We start from the raw sequence: 18,413 nt of genomic DNA on the forward strand, positions 1-18,413 counted from the left end.
GCCGGGCAGACCCCAATCAGAAGCCAAGACCGAAGAACTCCTCGAGCTTGAGCGCCACGAAGTCCAGGTGCTCGGTCGTCAAGCCTGGGTAGACCCCCAGCCAGAAGGTCTGGTTCATGACGATGTCAGTGTTGGTGAGCTCCCCGCTCACCCGGTAGGTGCGGCCCATCATGTACGGCTGCCGCGTCAGGTTGCCCGAGAAGAGCAGCCTCGTGCCGATGTTGTTGTCGTTGAGGTAGTTGAGCAGGTCCACGCGCTTGACTCCGCCGCTCTCCTTCAGCACCAGAGGGAAGCCGAACCAGGACGGCTCCGAGTTGGGGGTGGGCTCCGGAAGGTGCACGAACTCCTCGAGGGTGCGGAGCCGGTCGCGGAGGTAGGCGAAGTTCGCGTTGCGGGCTGCTACGAACGTGTCGATCTTCGCCAGCTGGGACAGGCCGATGGCCGCCTGCATGTCCGTGATCTTCAGGTTGTAGCCCACATGGCTGTAGATGTACTTGTGGTCGTAGCCCTCGGGCAGTCCGCCCATGCGCCACATGAAGCGTTTGCCGCAGGTGTCGTCGTCACCCGGCGCGCAGTAGCAGTCCCGGCCCCAGTCACGGAAGGACTCTGCAATCAGCTTGAGCTGCGCGTTGTCGGTGAACACGGCGCCACCCTCCCCCATCGTGATGTGGTGCGCAGGGTAGAAGCTCAGGGTGGCGATGTCGCCGAAGGTGCCCACCTTCTGACCGTTGTACGTCGCACCGAGCGCGTCGCAGCAGTCCTCCACCAGCCACAGGCCGTGCTTCCGCGCGACCGACGTGACGATCTCGAGATTGAACGGGTTGCCAAGGGTGTGCGCGAGCATGATCGCCTTGGACTTCGGTGACACCGCTGCCTCCAGCTGGGAGGCGTCGATGTTGTGGGTCGCGAGGTCGACGTCGACGAACACGGGCACCGCGCCGCACTGGATGATCGGGTTGACCGTCGTCGGAAAGCCCGCGGCCACGCCGATGACCTCGTCGCCCGGCCCGATGGCGCGCCGACCCAGCTTGGGCGAGGTGAGCGTCGAAAGGGCCACGAGGTTGGCCGAGGAGCCCGAGTTCACGGTGATGGCGTGCTTCACCCCGAGGTATTTCGCGAGTCTGGTCTCGAACTCCGTGTTGAACCTGCCGGTGGTCAGCCATCCGTCGAGGCTCGCCTCGACGAGATTGGTCAGGTCCGATCCGTCCAGCACCTTCCCCGACACCGGTACGGCCGACTCTCCCGGCACGAATGGCGTTGGCGCGTAAGTCAACCCGGCGAACTCCGCGACGAGAGCCGCGATCTCCTCGCGGATGACCTGGGGGGTGCGGGCAGTCATGTCGTCTCCAATGGGGAGGTCCGGGCGTAGTCGTCGATCTGCTGAAGGCAGAGGGCGTGGACGTCGTCTCCGGAGAGCCACGCCCGCTGCCAGGCGACGACGTGAGTGAGCGCATCAGCAAGGCTCCACCGTGGCCCCCAGCCGAGCTGCCGGCGAGCCTTGGAGACGTCGAGCCTGAGATAGGTCGCCTCGTGAGGCTGTCGACGGTCCTCCGTGCCCCAGACGGCACCGTTGCCCCATTCCCTGGCCAAGGCGTCGGCGATCCAGGACACCGGCCGGGCGTCGCCCTCGTGGGGCCCGAAGTTCCAGCCCTCCGCGTACGTCTGCCCGCCGAGCCAGAGCCGCTGGGCGAGCAACAGGTAGCCGGACAGCGGCTCGAGGACGTGCTGCCATGGCCGGACCGAGCCCGGATTGCGGATCTCGGCCTTCTCCCCGGCTGCGAAAGCCCGAAGAATGTCGGGCACGAGACGGTCTTCCGCCCAGTCGCCGCCGCCGAGGACGTTGCCTGCGCGCGCCGAGGCCAGTGCCGTTGCGCCTTCCGCGAAGAACGAGCGGCGGTAGGTCGAGGTCACCAGCTCAGCGCAGCCCTTGGAGCTGCTGTAGGGGTCATGACCACCCATCGGGTCGGTCTCGCGGTAGCCCCGATCACCCTCGCTGTTCTCGTAGGCCTTGTCGGACGTGACGTTGACGACGACCCGCACACCGGGCGTGGCGCGCACGGCCTCCAGAAGGTGGACCGTGCCGAGGACGTTGGTGGCATATGTGCCCACGGGGTCGGCGTACGAGCGCCGGACGAGGGGCTGCGCGGCCAGGTGGAACACGATCTCTGGGGCTGCGGCGAGCACGATGTCCTTGAGCATCGCTTCGTCACGGACGTCGCCGATCACGGACTCGATGCCGTCGCCGAGGGCCAACGCGGCGAACATGCTCGGCGACGTGGGCGGCGGCAGGGCGTACCCGGTGACCTCGGCACCGAGCGAGGTGAGCCAGAGCGTGAGCCAGCTTCCCTTGAACCCAGTGTGACCGGTGACAAGGACCCGCTTTCCCGGCCAGAAGTGGGAGTCGATCATTCAGTCCCACGCCTTCCATGGCGCCGCGCCACGAGCCCACAGCTCCTCGAGCAGCATTCGGTCCCGCAGGGTGTCCATCGGCTGCCAGAAGCCCGAGTGCCTGTAGGCCATGAGCTCACCGCTAGCTGCGAGGCAGCTCAGTGGACGCTCCTCCCACACCGTCGCATCACCGTCGATGAGATCGAGCACTTTTGGCGAAAGCACGAAGAAGCCGGCGCTGACGATGGCCCCCTCGCCTGTGGGCTTCTCCTGAAACCGTCGGACGGCGTCGCCGTCAAGATCCAAGACTCCAAAGCGCTCCGGTGGGGTCGCCGCGGTGAGCGTCGCCAGTCGTCCGTGTGAGCGGTGGAACGCGATGGCCGCCGAGATGTCGACGTCACCGACTCCGTCGCCGTACGTCAGACAGAAGGCATCCTCGTCCCTCACGTACTCCGCGATGCGTCGGATGCGACCACCTGTCATCGAGGCCTCGCCGGTGTCGACGAGCGTCACGCACCATGGCTCAGCCCGCCGGTGGTGGACAAGCATCTCGTTCTGACTCATGTCGAAGGTGACGTCGGACGTGTGCAAGAAGTAGTTGGCGAAGTACTCCTTGATGACGTATCCCTTGTAGCCACAACAAATGACGAAGTCGGTGACGCCATGATGGGCATACATCTTCATGATGTGCCACAGGATCGGCTTGCCGCCGATCTCGACCATCGGCTTCGGCCTGACCGTCGTCTCCTCGCTGAGTCGAGTCCCCAGTCCCCCTGCCAAGATCACCGCCCTCACTCGTCGGCCACCCTTGGGGCGGACTCCACGAACGCATCTGAGAAGAACCGCCGGGGGTCAAGTCCGGCTGCTACCAGGAGACGTCGGGCGTCGCGGATCATCGCGTCCGAGCCGCAGGCATACACATCGATGGCGGCAAGATTCGGGCAGTCAGCGAGCAGTGCTTCCTGCACATAGCCCGTCCTTCCGCTCCAGGACCGGTCACACCGAGACAGCACAGGGACAAAGTCCCAGTGCGCCGGCCATGCCGGTGGCTTCCAGTGCAGTTCCGCCGCCGTACGAACGCCGAGGTACACCGTGACCGGCCGCTGGGGGCCGACCTGCTCAAGGTGTTCGAGCATGGCCTTGACGGGGGCGATCCCGGTGCCTGTCGCAAGGAACACCAGTGGCCTGTCTGACTCACGCAGGACGAACGTGCCCAGCGGCCCGCGCAGCCGCAGAAGGTCGCCCACCGCCGCCTCACCGAACCAGTACTCGCTGAGCTCGCCGCCCGGGTACCGCTTGACATGAAGTTCGAGGGCGCTATGTCTGCCTGGTGCACCGGCCAGCGAGTAGGCCCGACGAATGCCGTTGGGGCCGATGATCTCGACGTGCTGTCCGGGCACATAGTCCCAGCAGGCACTCGGCGCGAGCCTGAGTCGCACCACGAGGATGTCCTCGGTCACTCGCTCGAGGGCCGTGACGCGTAGCGGAACAATCACTGCGCGAGGCAGGTCGAACTCGATCTCGTTGTCCTCCGCGAAGACGACATCCGAATCGGCGGACCGCACGCAGGTCAGGATCCACCCGGCCCCCTGCTCTTCCGCCGAGAGACCGGACTCGTGTTGCAGCGCGGTCGTGACACCGCTCAGCACCAGCGCCTTGCACGAGATGCAACGGCCCGTGCGGCAGCTGTACTCAAGACGCGCGCCGTGCTTCTCCCCGGACAAGAGAATGGGAACGTCCGGCTCCGAGTCGAACTCGACACCGCTCGCGAGGCTCACCCTCGCCATGAATGACCCCCCGCGTCAGGCAGCCGGAGAGGAGACGCCTCGTGACCCGCGTGGCTGCAGCGCTCGGTCAACGGTCTGGTCAGTGGACGACGTCCGCTGCTGCACCCTAACTGCCGAGAAGGGCGGATGTGGGTCAGATGCGAAGATGCACCCGCGACTGCCGACCGAGGCATTTTCGGCCGTTATGGGGCGGCGGCCGACGTCGGCACCCATACTGACTCGGACGTCTCACACCATCAGGGGAAGCGCTCGTGAAGATATCGATGCTGACGCCATGCTTCAACGAGGAAGCCAACGTCCGGCTCTGCGCAGAAGCCGTGGCCGGGGTCATGCGCGGGCCACTGGCCGCCTACGACTACGAGCACGTCTTCTGTGACAACGCCAGCACGGACAAGACCGTCGACATCCTTCGGGAGATGGCTGCTGCCGACCCACATATCAAGGTGGCGGTGAACTCGCGCAACGTGGGTCCGATGCGCAACACCGTCAACGGCCTGCAGTACCTCTCCGGCGACCTCGTCGTGCCCTTCATTCCGGCCGACCTCCAGGACCCTCCCGAGGTCATCCCTGACCTTCTGGCAGCGATGGGACCAAACATCGACGTCGTCTACGGTGTTCGGTGTGACCGGCGTGAACCTCTGCACTTGAAGGTCTCACGTGGGCTGTACTACCGCCTGTCGTCGTTCATCAGTGGAGGCGTCACTCCACCGAACCATGCCGGCGACTTCATGCTCGCGCGCAGTCACGTCATCGACGCCGTCGTCGGGACCGCGGGCGGACAGTCCTACCTGCGCGGGCTGGTCGCGCAGACCGAGCCTAGGCACGCAACGCACCCCTACGCCTGGCGGCAACGCGAGCACGGAAAGTCTCGCAACTCCTACCTCTCGTTGATCGACCAGGCCTTCACGGGTCTGCTGTCCACGGCCAAGAGCCCGCTGCGGTGGGCGATGCCAGTCGGGTTCGTCGCGTCGGTCCTCGGCTTGCTCTATGCGGCCGTGACCGTCGTGCTGCGCCTGCTGAACATCGGCGGAGGAGACGCCGGTGTCGCGACGATCATCGTGGGGGTGTTCATGTTCGGCGGACTGCAGCTCTTCGTGATGGGAGTTGTGGGCGAGTACGTGCTGAGCATCCACCGTTCCGTCCATCCGCCACCACCGGTCATCGAGCGTGAGCGGATCAATCTGTGACCTCTCGGCAGTTCGCACTGCGTGCGACAGCGGCCGTCGCGATCACACTGACCGTGTCAATCGCCATCCGCTGGAACGCCATCGGCTACACAGGGTGGTTCAACCCCGACGAGGCAGAGCTCCTCGCGGCCGGCCGGCGGGCGGCCATGCAGGTGTGGATGCCGATGGCAACCTCGTCCGCGAACACGTATCTCGTCCTGTGGCCGACGACGCTCGGGCTCCTTGACCTGCTGGGGGTGCCGATGAGTCTGAGGACGGCTCACACCCTGTCCACCGGTGCCTACGCCGCTGTCATCGCGATGGTCTGGATCGCGACCGCCCGACGCTGGGGCTTCGTCCGCACCGCCGTCTTCATAGTGCCGGCGGCGTACTGGATGCTGGCCAGGTACAGCGACTTCTTCCAGATGGGCTCAGAGCTCCCGTCGGTGCTGCTCCTCGTGGTCGGCGCTGTGCTCGCCTTCACCCCAGGCAGGGCCGTGAGCGCGCGTCGTCTCGCAGTCGTGGCCGCCCTGGCCTCGTTGGCTCCTTGGTTCAAGGTCCAGTCCGGGCTCCTTGCCGTCGGGCTGGTCATCTCTGCCTGCGGCTTCGCGTTCCTGTCACGAGACTCCGTCTGGACGCGTCGCGAGTGGACGCAGCGTCTGCTGTTGTTGGCGCTCGGGGGCTTGGGACCGACGGCAGTGCTGTTGGCCGTCATGGCCGTCGGGGGGACGCTAGATCTCTTCTGGGACGAGCCGGTCGAGTTCCTCCGCGCCTACCTGACCCACAACGTCAAGGGCCTCGGCTACGGACTGGGCGAGACCACCGCCCCGCTGACGGAGAAGCTGCGTGGGTTCGTCGTCAGCGTGCTCACCAACGCGTTCGCTTTCAGCTGGGCGCTGCTTGGCCTCGTAGCCCTGTGGAGCGGCACACGCAACCAGGCTGGGCGCCTCGCCCGCATCGCCGTGTGGTCGATCCCCATGCTGGCCGCACTGGCAACCCTGCTCGTGATGTACCCCATCTACGTTCACTACCTGAATTTCCTGTTCGCGGGCACCGCCATCGCAGCGATCGCGGCAGCCGGTCTGGCACCCGCTGAGACCATCCCGGACCGGGGACCATCGCTCTTGGCTCGTCGGCTGCCGGCATGGGCACTGCTGACGACCATGGTGTTCCTCTTGGCCGCGGTCGAGCACCAGGGGGCCTCGCCCGCGCCACCAGCCGTCGCCCACCAGGACGAAGAAGACATCGCGGCGCTGTGCCCAAGGGGATCGTCGGTCTTCGTCTGGGGGTGGGCCGCAGAGCTCTATGCCTACTACGACTGGCGGCCTGCCAGTCGATACGTCACCTACGGGCTGCTCCTCGCCAAGACGCCGAACCAAGGTCACTACCGCGCGCGGTTCCTTCAGGAGTTGACGGACGATCCGCCGACCTGTGTCGTGAATGCCATCGGTCCGGCGTGGTTCGGCGACGACGCCGCAGCCACGCCGCTGGAGAACGAGATCCCGGACACCGGCGGATGGCTTCACCGCTGCTACGTGCCGAACCGCGTGGTGCTCCGGCCAGCCGCGGCCCCGGAACCAGAGTTGATCGATGTGTGGACGCGTCGCTCCGACTGCTGACTGCGTGCTGCGCCGGCGCAGGGTCACCGCAGACTGACAGGTGTGATCGTCACAGTGAAGTTGTGCGACCAGAGGGTCCTGTCGGAGTCGAGCGTGATCGCGGCCACCTCGCGACTCGGCGGAACATCGGCTCCGTGGGCGAGGTAGAGCGCCGCGAAGTCGTCGGCGGTCGCCACCGTGGGAGACAGGAGGAAGCCCGCCTGCGCCATGCCGAGAGGGAGCCGATAGGTGCGCTCGACTCCGTCCGCGGTCCGGACCGTGAGTCGAAGTGGCTCGGACTTGAAGAGCGCCAGACACACGTGTCCGAGGGGACTGGGTCGGATATCCACGGCGATGAACGTCATCGCCCCCTGCCGGGGCACGGTCAGGGACTGGCCGAGCACTGCGGGCAGCGTCGCCCTCAGGCCTGACCCATCGTCCTCCCGCGCGACTGGACGTCGGGAGAGGACGAGCTTGTCACGCGCGCTGTAGGCGGGCTCGTATCTGCGCAGCAGCTCAAGCCAGGACGGCCCGTCCTCCGCACTGGGGTAGCGCTCGTCGATCGGCTGGGGCGCGAACACGACCCACTGGGGCGCCCCCGGACCGGCGAGGTGCCGTCGGTTCATCTCTGCGAGATCGGGGGTGAAGGCCGCATAGCTCTGGAAGACCGGGCGCGGACTCCAGTCGGCCTGGATCGAGAGGAGGTCGGCCTGGTCGGACGAGTAGATGTCGACGGAGCCCGCCATGGGTGGAAGCCCACTGGTCTCTCTCACGGTGGACTGAGCAGCCAGGTACTTCTGGTCGAGGCTCGGGGCAACTCCAACGAACCGACCCACCCCCTTCGCCGCCGCGACGACGGCCTGGGCCTGATGGGCAGGCAGAAGCCTCACCAGACCTCCGAGTCCGAGAAGCGCGCCGACGACCACGAGCCCCGCCGTCATCCCGGCCAGGACGCGCAAGCGATCTGTCTCCCGCGCCACCGCCCAGACCACGAACCCGACCGCCGTGAGGGCCGAGATCAAAGCGAACAGATGCTGGTCCGCCCTCACGAGTCCAAGCTTGGTTGCCGTGAAGGCAGTTGCGCCCGTCACGACGACCACCACCGCCGAGTCGACGACGTCGAGCCACGGGACCCGCGCGAGCGTCAGAGCCAGAAAGCAGGCAAGCCCTGCCGCGACGACGAGGAGCGGAAGGGTCTCCAGGGGACTGCCCAGGCTCATGGCGTCGGTGTAGCCGCTCGCAAGCTCAGCGATGCCGCTGGCGTAGGCCGTGATCTCACCGACCGACTGGCCGTAGGCGACCCAGACCGTGAGAAACGTGCCGGCAGCGGCGAGCACGTTCACGAGCGACAGCCACGGCCGTCGAGCGCGGGCTAGCAGGACGGTTCCGCCGATGACACATGCCCCCGAAACGACGAATGTCGATCCCTTGGCCGCGACGGACGTGCCGCACGCGACAGCGGCAAAGGCGATCATGGACAGACGTGGCCAATGAGCCGCGCCCCGCGTCGTTCGGGCAATGGCGAGCAGCGCGAGGAGCGGGATGACGATCAGGAGGCCCTCGCGGTCATAGAGCCCCGCGAGCACCACGGATGCCACCCCAGCCGCCAGACGACGTTCGGGACCGCACACGATGTGCAGCGACAGCCAGGTCCCGATCGCCAGCAGCAACGTGAGCAAGACCGTGCCGACGTAGGTGCTCGGGTGGTAGCCGCCAGTGACGACGCTCGATGCGGGCCCCCCGGTGAAGACGATGTCGCCACCGAAGCTGAGGCCTCGGGGAATCGCATCGTTCAGAGCCCATTGCCACGACGGGTCCAGGCCGCGCGCCGGCATCTGGGGGTCGAAGGGAACGAGTCTGGCCACGAGGAGGGCCAAGCCCAACAGGGCCAGGGTTCGGGCGCCCAGGGGTCCCGGAACTCGAAGGTCCGACCGAAGGGTCTCGGACCTGTGACCGAGAGAGGTGACGCTCACTCGGTCAACCGCCTGAGACGACAGGACACGGCGCGCTCGCCCGCCACCGGCGGGCAGCCGAGTCGGTCGCGCTGGTCATGCCTGGTGCGGCCTGCGGGCCACCACGAGCATCTGCTTGCCGAGCAGCCACCAGGCCGGCCGGAGGGCGAGGTACGCGCGAATCGTCCAGCGCGACACAGGCATTCGCGAGTTTCTGATCGTGTACGGGAGGTAGCGCGGCTCGACTCTGGTCACGTCGAAACCACTGAGACCGAGAGCTTCGGAGAGACTGTGCTGCGTCAGGGCGAGGTGATGGTCGAGGTAGTCCCAGTAGGCCCCGGGCAGGTTCCTGATGTTGGGCATGAGCACCACGATCGTGCCGCCCGGACGCAATACCCGGTGACTCTCCGCAAGGGTAGCCAGCAGCGCCTCCGTGTCAGGAAGGTGCTCGAAGAAGTTCGACGTGAACACCGTGTCGACGGAGGCGTCTGCCACTTGGTGCATGTCGGCGGAGTTGGTCTCGATGACCTCGACCCCAGTGGCCGCGAAGGCCGCGGTGTCCGGGTTCAGGTCGACCGCGATTCGTCGCCGTGCCCGAATGTTGTTGCTGAACTCGCAGTAGCCCGCGCCGAGGTCGAGCACCGTGCCGTCCTCGGGAACGTACTGCTGGAACTGCTCCTCGCACAGCACCGACCAGAGGGTCTGCTTGTCCCGGAGCTCGGCATCTGAGAACCGCGCCTGATAGGTGGCCTTGAGGTAGTCGGAGTCCATGGTGCCGCCCTGCTAGAGGATCCCCGACGCGATGGCCAAGCGGATCCATGGGATGGTTTCGTCGAGCATGTCACTGAGGGTCGTCGTCGCCTCGAACCCCAGCACCTGCTTCGCCTTGTCGACGCAAGGGACGCGCTTCTGCACGTCGTGCTCGAACGCCGGGTCGTTGACGAGCGACATCGGTCGCTCACCGTTCACCTTGGTCCAGATCTCCTGGGCCAGCTCGGTGACGGTCGCGCCCATGGCAGTGGAGAGGTTGAAGTCCTCGTTGGTCGCCTTGGGGTGCCCGACCGCCGTCACGATGCCCCGCGCGAGGTCGCCGCCGTAGGTGTAGTGCCTTACCTGGCTGCCGTCGCCGAGGATGTGGAGGGGGTCCTGCCCCTTGATGACCTTCTGCACCAGGTCAGGGACGACGTGGCTCATGGCCAGCGGGACGTTCCCCGACCACACCTCGAGGTCGCCGAGCGCTCGGCGCTCACCGATGCCGACGCAGTTGAAGGGCCGCAGGATCGTGAAGGGCAGCTCGTACTGGTCCCACGCGGCCTGGGCGAAGTACTCGACGGCCAGCTTCTGGAAGCCGTAGCTCGATCGCGGCGGCGGCACGAGCCGCTGGTCGCCCTCGGCCGAGGGCCAGCGATCCGTCGACTCAAAGACCATCGACGACGACAGGTAGGTGACCTTCTGCAGCGGTGCGCCGTCACGTCGGACGGCGATGGCCGCGTCGCACGTCGAAGCGATGATCCGTTCGTTCTGGGCGAGGAGGTCATAGGCGTACTTGTGGAAGTAGGTGATGCCGCCGATGAGCGCCGCTCCCGCGATCACGTGGTCGACGTCGCCCATCAACTGCCGCATGAGGGCCGTGTCCTGGACGTCCCCCTCGACGAACGAGTAGCGCTCGTGGTCGTCGTAGGTGTGCCGCACCGGCCCGTACTTCGAGTAGTTGTCGATGCCGACGACGTCCCACCCCTGCCTGAGCAGCTCCTGCACCACGTACCCACCTATGAAGCCAGCGGATCCCGTGACCAAAACCTTCATCGTGAGCCTCTCACCTTGGCGCTGACACGTGTGCGCACGCTTTCTTGCGGGACGGCCGGACCGAAGGCGAAGGCATACCAGTAGAGGTACTTCGGCAGCCATGCCCTGATCTTGAAGTTCGACGCCCCGACCTCACGGTCGAGCCAGATCGTAGGGATCTCCGCCACCGGCCGGCGAGCGCGACGAGCCTTCGACACCAATTCGATCGCTATCTCGAAACCGGACCGCGAGTCGATCCCCACCTCCCGGACGAACGCCGTGTCGTACGCCTTGAAGGCGTTCGTGACGTCGCGCGTGCCCACGCGGGCGAAAAGGTTCAGGCTGCGCCCTGCCGTCTCCGACATGAGTCGCTTGCCGACGGGACCGCCCCGTTGGGCGCCACCCGGCATGTAGCGGGAGGCGGACGCGACGACAAAGCCCCGCTCGACGAGACGGACGAGGTCGTCGATGACGCGGACGTCGTCGGACCCGTCCGCCATCGTCACGACGACGCAGGGCGCCTCCGCGTGATCGATACCGTAGCGAACGGCGTTCGCGGGCCCGCGGCCGTAGTCCTGCACGGCGACCCGGGCATGCGGCATACGACTGATCTCGTCCTGCGCGGCTGCGATGGTCGTGTCGGTCTCGGAGTCCACCACGACCAGGATCTCGTGGGGAAGGGACACAGCGTCCTCGATGCGCCGAAGTGCCGTGGCGATGGACTCGTGTTCGTTGTAGGCCGGCAGGATGATCGTGGCTCGAGGAGCCGTCATACGAGGGTCCCGTTTCCTTGGAGGTCCCACACGTCGATCACCGGCTTGTCGGTGACGAGGGCCTTGTACTCCGGGTGCGGAGCGCCGATGACGAGGAGGTCGGACTGCTCGAGCACGACGTCGAGCGGGCTGAGCGAGGGATCGCTGGTGACATAGGGATCCGTGGTGAGGACTCGTTTGGCGCGGAACCGAAGCGTTCGCTTCAGCTTGTAGGACAGGCTCGATCGCGAGTCATCCGAGCCAGCCTTAAAGGCCATACCGAGGATGCCGACAGTCATGTTCTCGAGGTCGAAACGCGCCGCGAGGCGGTCGACGACGTAGAGCGGCATGCCCTCGTTGACGAGCATCGCCGAGTGTCCAAGCGCGAAGGTGTTCTTGGCGAACGCGGAGAGCTGCATCGCGTCCTTGAAGAGGCACGGTCCGGCCGCGAACCCGGGACCCGGCAGATCCGCCGCTCGCGGGTAGTCGAAGGTGATCGCCTCTCGAATCCGCGCGAAGTCGAGCCCGGCATCGTTGGCCATCTCCCAGAACTGGTTGGCCGCCGCGAACTTGATGTAGCGCCAGGTGTTGGTGAAGAGCTTGGCGAGCTCGGCCTCCTCCGGCGTCACGACCATGCACTGGATGTCGAGGTGGTCGAAGACCGCTATGGCCCGCTCGGCCCCTTCGGCCGTCATGGCTCCGACGATCTGGGGCAGGGAGCGCAGCTCACGCAGGGCGTGACCCTCGAGGATGCGCTCGGGGCAGAAGACGACGGGCGCCTTCACGCCGCGCTCCTCCAGCATGCGACCGACAGACCTCGTCACTCCTGGGTAGATCGTGCTGCGCAACATGACGAGCTGGCCGTCGTTCAGGTAGGGAAGGCACTCCTCGATGGCACCGACCACGGCGTTCGGGTCGGGGTTGAGGTGGTCGTCGACCGGGGTGCCGATCACGACGACGACGACATCGACGTCGGCGATCGCCCGGGCGTTGGTCGTCGCCGAGAACCGGCCGGCCGCACGCACGGCGAGCAGCGTGTCGTCGGCCCCTTCCTCCTGGAAGGGCATGACGCCGGAGTTCACCCGAGCGACGGCCTCCGCATCGGTGTCGAGAGCCACCACGTCACAGTCCGCAGCTGCGAGCACGAGCCCCAGTGGTAGGCCGACATGACCACAACCCCCAACGATGCAAATGCGCATTCGTCCCCCTGACCGTCCCTGTCGAGGGATTCCGCCCCCTCAGCGCAGGAGTATTCCCAGAGCCGGCTCAGCGCGCAGGAAAATCGTAGGAATCGTGTCGACACAGATGCGCGACACGATCGAGGTTGATCAGTGAGCGGCCTTGCGTCGTCGTCCGAAGATCGTCGAGACGCGACGGCGGTGGGCGGCAGCCATCGACCGCGCGGCCTCGTCCTCACGCAGCTGCTGGAGCATCGTCTTCGGCTGCGGCGGCGGCCAGTCCTGGGCGCGCGGGTCCTTGGTGTCCATGTAGTACTCGGTCCACCCGTAGTCGTCGCGGTAGCGCAACGTGCCGTCGCCGACGTAGTACCAACCCGCTGGCTTGTCGTTCATCGTCAAACCCCCATAACACTCACCCAGTGGGAGCCCCCCTCCCGAGCCACAATCTATGGCCGCCAACCGGCCGAATCCACCGATGTCTAATTAGTCCGATTTGACCGTGGCGCAGCGTGTTCCGTCCCGAGCCGTCGGCCGCTCGGCCACCCTCGGACCTCTTCATGCCGCGCCGCCTCGTCCGGCTCCCGGAAGGCGTCTCGGGGCGGGCGTCGCCACCTCGCTAGAATCGAGGCGGCTCACGGCGACGACGCGAGTGGCCATGGTGTGCCGGGAAGTCTGGTCGGCGGCCCATGACCCATCCCCCGAAGGGACCCCAAGGTGAGCGACCCGCACCCCGCCACGACCCCGCCGACACCGGCCCGAGACAGCGCCGGCAACCGGCTGCTCGGCCGTGGCAGTTGGCGTGAGGCCCGCTACGTCGCCGACCTCCTGCGCGCCGAGACCGTCGGCGGGGCGATCCTCCTCGCCGCCGCCGTGGCCGCCCTCGTCTGGGCGAACTCGCCGTGGCGTGACGGATACGCGGCCCTGCGCGACACCGTCATCGGCCCACACGCCCTGCACCTCGATCTCTCGCTCGGGACCTGGGCGGCCGACGGACTGCTCGCCGTCTTCTTCCTCGTCGCCGGCATCGAGCTCAAACGCGAGTTCGTCGCGGGCGACCTGTCGGACCGTCGCAAGGCGGCGCTTCCCATCGCAGCCGCGGTCTGCGGCGTCGCGCTGCCCGCGATCCTGTTCGTCGTCACGGCCACGCTGATGAGCCGGGGCGACAGCGCGAGCGAGCTCGGCGGCATACTCCGCGGTTGGGCCATCCCGACGGCCACCGACATCGCGTTCGCGCTGGCGGTGCTCGCCGTCATCGGCACGCACCTGCCGAGCGCGCTGCGCTCATTCCTGCTGACCCTCGCGGTCGTCGACGACCTCATCGCGATCACGATCATCGCCGTCTTCTACACCGACACGGTCAGCTTCCTCTGGCTGCTCGCCGCAGTCATCCCGCTGGCCGCGTGGCGCCTGCTCCTCAAACGCAAGATCACCAACCCGTTGATTCTCGCGATCCCCGCCCTGCTCGCCTGGGTCTTCGTCCACTCCAGCGGCGTCCACGCCACGGTGGCCGGCGTCCTGCTCGGGCTCCTCGTTCCGGTCAACCGCGAGGTGGAGGACGATCCCGATCGCCACTCGCTCGCCGAGCGGATCGAGCACAAGATCCGTCCGTTCTCCGCGGGCTTCGCGGTGCCTGTCTTCGCCTTCTTCGCTGCGGGGGTCACGGTCGTCGGCGGCGGGTTCGGCTCGGCACTCACCGACGCCGCCGCAGTCGGCGTCGTCGTCGGGCTGGTCGTCGGCAAGACGGTCGGCGTCCTCGGTGGCACGTGGGCCGTCGCGCGATTCACCCGCGCCGAGCTGGACGAGGACCTCGCCTGGACCGACGTCCTCGGGCTCTCCATGCTCGCCGGCGTCGGCTTCACCGTGAGCCTTCTGGTCGGCGAGCTCGCCTTCGGCAACGGGTCCGAGCGCGACGACCACGTCAAGCTCGCCGTCCTCTGTGGCAGCGTCATCGCCGCGCTGCTCTCGAGCGTCGTCCTCAGGATGCGCAACCAGCACTACCGGCTGGTCGAGGCCCGCGAGACGGCGGACCGTGACCACGACGGCGTGCCGGACGTCTACGAGACCGAGGGACGACTCGATCCGGCGTGATGGTGCCTACCGTGCACGTTCGGGTAGGGACTGCGCAGTAGGGTTGCATCTGGTAGGCGCGACCGCGCAGTCACCGACGATCACCGAGGAAGTGAGCCGATGAGCACGGATCCCCGGCAGGAGCGGACACTCGGCCAGCTGGTCGCCTCCGCGACACAGGACATCTCGACGCTGGTCCGCAGCGAGATCGCCCTGGCCAAGGCTGAGGTCTCGGTGCAGGTCAAGAAGGCTGGAGTGGGCGGTGGCCTGCTCGCCGGAGCGGCCGTCATCGTCTTCTACTCCGTCTACTTCCTCTTCACGACGCTCGCCGAGGGCATCCAGGCGCTGGGTCTCCCCCGCTGGGCCAGCTTCCTCATCGTGACCGTCTTCATGCTGCTCGTCGCGGCCGTCCTCGGCCTGCTCGGCGTGAGGAAGATGAAGACCGTCGACCCCACCCCGGCGAAGACGATCGCCGAGGCGCAGGAGACGGTCGGTGCGATCAAGTCGGCGGTCGAGCACCCGGGCACGACCGTGCCGGCTCCACGTCCCGAGTGGGACCGTCCGAACCTGCCGGCAGTGCCTGCCGACGCTCCCGTCGCGCCCGCGACCCCCGTGTCGTCGAGCAACGGGAGCACGTCCGGCACGCCAGACCCGTCCCGCGACGCCTGACCAGAGACGCCCCACCGCACCCATGTCCGTCGACGCTGCCTTCGTCAACATCGACGGTCCGTGGGAGCACCGCTACGTCTCCGCCAACGGCGCCCGCTTCCACGTCGCCGAGCTGGGCGACGGGCCGCTCGTCCTCATGCTGCACGGCTTCCCGCAGTTCTGGTACGCGTGGCGCCACCAGATGGTCGCGCTGGCCGACGCCGGCTTCCGGGTCGCCGCCATGGACCTCCGCGGCTACGGCGGGTCCGACAAGCCCCCGCGCGGCTATGACACCTACATGGCGACCCTCGACGCCGCCAGCGTCATCCGTGCGCTCGGGGAGAAGGACGCCGTCGTCATGGGCCAGGGCCTCGGCGGCTGGATCGCCTGGTGCATGCCCATCCTGCGACCCGACGTCACCCGAGCCATCGTCTCGCTGTCGATGCCACACCCGCGGATCCTGCGGCATGCGATGTGGTCCAACGCCAAGCAGCGTCGCGCGTCGTCGTGGATCGCCGGCCTCCAGAAACCCTTCGTGCCGGAGCGCGAGATGGCGAAGTCGCACGACTACGTCGAGGACCTCCTCCGCTCGTGGTCCTCGCCCTTGGGCACCTTCCCGACGCCCGAGGACGTCTCCCGTTATGGCGACGCGATGATGATCCCCTTCGTCGCCCACTCCGCCGCTGAGCACTACCGCTGGCTCGGCCGGTCGGCAGTGCGTCCGGACGGCCCGATCTTCATGCGGCGGATCCGTCACGCGATCCGCGTCCCGGTGCTCCAGCTCCAGGGCAGCGACGACGGCTGCGTCATCGCCGCCGCCACCCACGGGTCCGGCGCCTTCGTGCCCGGCGACTACCGCCACGTCAAGGTCCCCGGCGCCGGCCACTTCCTCACCGAGGAAGCGCCCGACCAGGTCAACGCCGCCCTCGTCACGTGGCTCGGATCCCTTGCCTGACATGGAGCTCGACCTTCCCGACGCGGGCGGCGTCACGTGGTCGGTGTGCATTCGCGACGGCGTTGGTATGCCGTTGGCTGCTTCAGCCGCCGACGTGCCGTTGCGCACGGCCTCCGTCGGCAAGGTGCTGCTCCTCGTCGAGACGGCTCGACTCATCGCCGCCGGCGACCTCTCCCCCGACGAGCCGCTGACCCGCTCCGTCGACCTCTGGGTCGGCGACTCCGGTCTCTGGCACACGCTGTCGGTCGAGACCCTCCCCCTCATCGACGTCGCGGCTCTGGTCGGCGCCGTCTCCGACAACCTCGCGACCAACGTCCTGCTCCGGCGGGTCGGGCTCGCCGAGGTCGCTGCCCGTGCCACGTCCCTCGGCCTGCGTGCAACCGCCCTGCACGACCGCGTCCGAGACGTCCGTGGCGCCGACCACCCCGCCACGTTGTCGACCGGCAGTGCGGCCGAGCTGAGCCAGCTCATGGCGCGTCTCGCCTCCGGCACGGCGGCGGGTCCCGACGCGGACCGCCTCGTGCGCCAGTGGCTCTCGGCCAACGTCGACCAGTCGATGGTGGGTTCCGCGCTCGTCGAGCAGGGTGGTCTCGACCCGATCGCCCACCACTCGTCGCTGGACCTGCCCACGACGTTCTGGAACAAGACCGGGACGGACTCCGGCGTGCGAGCCGACGTGGGCGCGGTCACCGCGGGCGATCGGACGATCACCTGGGCCGCCGTCGCCAACTGGGACCCCACCCCAGGCACGACGCTCGACCACCTCACGGTCTGGGCCGTCCTGCGCGGGATGCGCCACATCGGCGAGCAGGTCCTCACCCAGCTCTGACTGCGCGGCTGTGCGGCATCGTTGCGTAAAACGAAGCAACCAGGAGCAGACCGAGTCGATGTGAGGCAGTGTCCCTCACCGGGCCTCATCGACCGGATGGGCCGCCAGGGGCGCGCTTCGCCCACTTCGGACGTGGAAGCTCGCCCATCGAGGAACAAATGGGGCAATTCCGGCATCGTGAATCCCTCTGAACCCCAAAGGAACCCAGTTATGTGGATTCCGCATACGGGCATCTCCGCACCGCCCTAGTTTGTGCCCCACGTCGAGTCGCGGGGGCGAGGGTGTCGACGCTCAAAGGGGAGGAACCCACACCAATGCCTGTCCGTAGACTTCTTGCTGCGTTTGCCACTGCCGTAACTGTTCTGGGCATCTCGGCATCGATCGCCCACGCCGACAACGTCCTTATCGACGGAGACCAAGTGTCGCCAGGCACCCAGACCGCCTTGGCCTTGGGGACCATTGCTTGTGACACTCCGGTGAGCAAGAGCCAGCGAATTTGGATCTCTCGGAACGGGAATTACGGCACCACCAACGTGTTCAAGAAGGGCACCACAGCTCAGGTGTCCGCGAGCGTGTCCGGCACTGACGCCCTCTCGGTCACGGTGACTGCGTCGAGCGACACCGGAGTCAACGTTCCGACAAACTGGGATGCGGTCGCCAACAACACGTCAACGTCCGACTCAGCGGGCTTCACGATCACGGTGAGGTCCACGACGACAGGCGCATCACAAGCCGCGTCCGTGAAGTTTGTCGCCACAGGCGTAGATGACAACAACGGCCCCCTGAGCCGCGAAGTGGCGCTTCCCGTCGCTTGGTCCACGGCAAGTTGCATCACAAACACTCCGCCTCAGGTGTCCGTCACCGGAGTCGCCAACGGAGGGACGTACGCCTTCGGCGCTGTACCCGAAATCGGGTGCGCGGTTACAGACGGTGAGGACAGCTCGCCTTCCGCATACCCTGTGATTTCGCCCGCCAACGGCAGCATCGGCCAGCACACCGTCACATGCTCGTACACCGACACTGGAGGTCTGTCTCGGACGGCTAGTGCAACCTACACCGTCGCTGCAGCTACCCCGACGATCGACCTGACCTGCGCGGACGCCACCTACGACGGCACCACCCACGGGTGCAGCGCCATCGTCAACGGCGTCGGCGGCACCCCGCTCGCCGGAGCCACCGCCACGATCACCTACAACAAGAGCACCACCGACGCCGGCACCATCACCGCCAAGGCCAACTACACCGGCACCGGCAACTACGGCGCAGCCACCGAAGCCACCAAGAGCTACACCATCGGCGCAGCCACCC

Annotated in this window: 17 protein-coding genes; 7 read left to right on the forward strand and 10 right to left on the reverse strand. The window is 67.2% G+C overall.

From position 1 onward, the window contains the following. Positions 1–16 precede the first annotated feature (16 nt). From rfbH to H283_RS0119700, 4 genes are read right to left on the reverse strand one after another with little or no spacing between them, the layout of a single operon-like run. Entirely contained in the window at positions 17–1,339 is a 1,323-nt protein-coding gene (rfbH, locus tag H283_RS0119685; RefSeq protein ID WP_028785758.1) for a lipopolysaccharide biosynthesis protein RfbH, read from the reverse strand. Continuing rightward, positions 1,336–2,409 carry a CDP-glucose 4,6-dehydratase gene (gene rfbG, locus H283_RS0119690; RefSeq protein ID WP_020145248.1) on the reverse strand — a complete coding sequence of 358 codons (1,074 nt, stop codon included), beginning with the start codon at positions 2,407–2,409 and terminating at the stop codon, positions 1,336–1,338. Before rfbG ends, rfbH begins: the two co-directional genes overlap by 4 nt. Then, entirely contained in the window at positions 2,410–3,183 is a 774-nt protein-coding gene (gene rfbF, locus H283_RS0119695) for a glucose-1-phosphate cytidylyltransferase (RefSeq protein WP_020145249.1), read from the reverse strand. It abuts the gene before it with no gap. Beyond that, a complete protein-coding gene (locus tag H283_RS0119700) occupies positions 3,180–4,175 on the reverse strand; it encodes an FAD-binding oxidoreductase (RefSeq protein ID WP_020145250.1) in 996 nt (331 codons plus the stop codon). Before H283_RS0119700 ends, rfbF begins: the two co-directional genes overlap by 4 nt. Positions 4,176–4,426: 251 nt before the next feature. Here H283_RS0119700 and H283_RS0119705 point away from each other — a divergent pair, with 251 nt between their 5' ends. Then, positions 4,427–5,362, forward strand: a complete 936-nt coding sequence (locus H283_RS0119705) for a glycosyltransferase family 2 protein (protein ID WP_028785759.1) — start codon at positions 4,427–4,429, stop codon at positions 5,360–5,362. Between the two features lie 53 nt (positions 5,363–5,415). Next, complete coding sequence (locus H283_RS0119710; protein WP_156023324.1) at positions 5,416–6,960, forward strand: hypothetical protein; 1,545 nt, start codon at positions 5,416–5,418, stop codon at positions 6,958–6,960. 23 nt (positions 6,961–6,983) lie between these two features. Here H283_RS0119710 and H283_RS0119715 read toward each other — a convergent pair whose 3' ends face one another. The 6 genes from H283_RS0119715 to H283_RS0119740 form a co-directional block, all read right to left on the reverse strand. Beyond that, positions 6,984–8,816: a hypothetical protein gene (locus H283_RS0119715; RefSeq protein WP_231372329.1), complete on the reverse strand. Its 1,833-nt coding sequence runs from the start codon at positions 8,814–8,816 to the stop codon at positions 6,984–6,986. A 171-nt stretch (positions 8,817–8,987) separates the two neighbouring features. Further along, entirely contained in the window at positions 8,988–9,662 is a 675-nt protein-coding gene (locus H283_RS0119720; RefSeq protein ID WP_020145254.1) for a bifunctional 2-polyprenyl-6-hydroxyphenol methylase/3-demethylubiquinol 3-O-methyltransferase UbiG, read from the reverse strand. 12 nt (positions 9,663–9,674) lie between these two features. Continuing rightward, positions 9,675–10,697, reverse strand: a complete 1,023-nt coding sequence (locus H283_RS0119725; RefSeq protein WP_028785760.1) for an NAD(P)-dependent oxidoreductase — start codon at positions 10,695–10,697, stop codon at positions 9,675–9,677. Further along, a complete protein-coding gene (locus tag H283_RS0119730; RefSeq protein WP_020145256.1) occupies positions 10,694–11,449 on the reverse strand; it encodes a glycosyltransferase in 756 nt (251 codons plus the stop codon). The genes H283_RS0119725 and H283_RS0119730 overlap by 4 nt, the downstream gene beginning before the upstream one ends. Beyond that, positions 11,446–12,627, reverse strand: coding sequence for a nucleotide sugar dehydrogenase (locus tag H283_RS0119735; RefSeq protein ID WP_028785761.1), 1,182 nt, complete (start codon positions 12,625–12,627; stop codon positions 11,446–11,448). The genes H283_RS0119730 and H283_RS0119735 overlap by 4 nt, the downstream gene beginning before the upstream one ends. Before the next feature lie 129 nt (positions 12,628–12,756). Continuing rightward, positions 12,757–12,999: a hypothetical protein gene (locus tag H283_RS0119740; protein WP_020145258.1), complete on the reverse strand. Its 243-nt coding sequence runs from the start codon at positions 12,997–12,999 to the stop codon at positions 12,757–12,759. 321 nt (positions 13,000–13,320) lie between these two features. Between H283_RS0119740 and nhaA the strand changes: the two genes are divergently transcribed. From nhaA to H283_RS27890, 5 genes are all read left to right on the forward strand, one after another. Continuing rightward, positions 13,321–14,694, forward strand: a complete 1,374-nt coding sequence (gene nhaA / locus H283_RS0119745) for a Na+/H+ antiporter NhaA (protein ID WP_020145259.1) — start codon at positions 13,321–13,323, stop codon at positions 14,692–14,694. 99 nt (positions 14,695–14,793) lie between these two features. Continuing rightward, the gene (locus tag H283_RS25830; RefSeq protein ID WP_020145260.1) at positions 14,794–15,342 is read left to right on the forward strand and encodes a phage holin family protein; all 549 of its coding nucleotides are present in this window, start codon (positions 14,794–14,796) and stop codon (positions 15,340–15,342) included. Between the two features lie 22 nt (positions 15,343–15,364). Next, positions 15,365–16,276, forward strand: a complete 912-nt coding sequence (locus H283_RS0119755; protein ID WP_020145261.1) for an alpha/beta fold hydrolase — start codon at positions 15,365–15,367, stop codon at positions 16,274–16,276. Between the two features lies 1 nt (position 16,277). Beyond that, complete coding sequence (locus tag H283_RS25835; protein WP_020145262.1) at positions 16,278–17,105, forward strand: serine hydrolase; 828 nt, start codon at positions 16,278–16,280, stop codon at positions 17,103–17,105. A 476-nt stretch (positions 17,106–17,581) separates the two neighbouring features. Continuing rightward, on the forward strand, positions 17,582–18,413 hold an 832-nt coding region (locus tag H283_RS27890; RefSeq protein WP_156023326.1), incomplete at its 3' end, for a hypothetical protein.

This window comes from Terracoccus sp. 273MFTsu3.1 (genome assembly GCF_000383675.1).
Lineage (GTDB): Bacteria > Actinomycetota > Actinomycetes > Actinomycetales > Dermatophilaceae > Terrabacter.

Excerpts from the sequence above, each read along its gene's own strand:
- H283_RS0119725 (WP_028785760.1), bottom strand. The coding sequence starts at position 10,697 with ATGAAGGTTTTGGTCACGGGATCCGCTGGCTTCATAGGTGGGTACGTG.
- H283_RS0119730 (WP_020145256.1), bottom strand. The coding sequence starts at position 11,449 with ATGACGGCTCCTCGAGCCACGATCATCCTGCCGGCCTACAACGAACAC.
- H283_RS0119735 (WP_028785761.1), bottom strand. The coding sequence starts at position 12,627 with ATGCGCATTTGCATCGTTGGGGGTTGTGGTCATGTCGGCCTACCACTG.
- H283_RS25830 (WP_020145260.1), top strand. The coding sequence starts at position 14,794 with ATGAGCACGGATCCCCGGCAGGAGCGGACACTCGGCCAGCTGGTCGCC.
- H283_RS0119740 (WP_020145258.1), bottom strand. The coding sequence starts at position 12,999 with ATGAACGACAAGCCAGCGGGTTGGTACTACGTCGGCGACGGCACGTTG.
- rfbG (WP_020145248.1), bottom strand. The coding sequence starts at position 2,409 with ATGATCGACTCCCACTTCTGGCCGGGAAAGCGGGTCCTTGTCACCGGT.
- H283_RS25835 (WP_020145262.1), top strand. The coding sequence starts at position 16,278 with ATGGAGCTCGACCTTCCCGACGCGGGCGGCGTCACGTGGTCGGTGTGC.
- H283_RS0119720 (WP_020145254.1), bottom strand. The coding sequence starts at position 9,662 with ATGGACTCCGACTACCTCAAGGCCACCTATCAGGCGCGGTTCTCAGAT.
- H283_RS0119755 (WP_020145261.1), top strand. The coding sequence starts at position 15,365 with ATGTCCGTCGACGCTGCCTTCGTCAACATCGACGGTCCGTGGGAGCAC.
- H283_RS0119700 (WP_020145250.1), bottom strand. The coding sequence starts at position 4,175 with ATGGCGAGGGTGAGCCTCGCGAGCGGTGTCGAGTTCGACTCGGAGCCG.
- rfbH (WP_028785758.1), bottom strand. The coding sequence starts at position 1,339 with ATGACTGCCCGCACCCCCCAGGTCATCCGCGAGGAGATCGCGGCTCTC.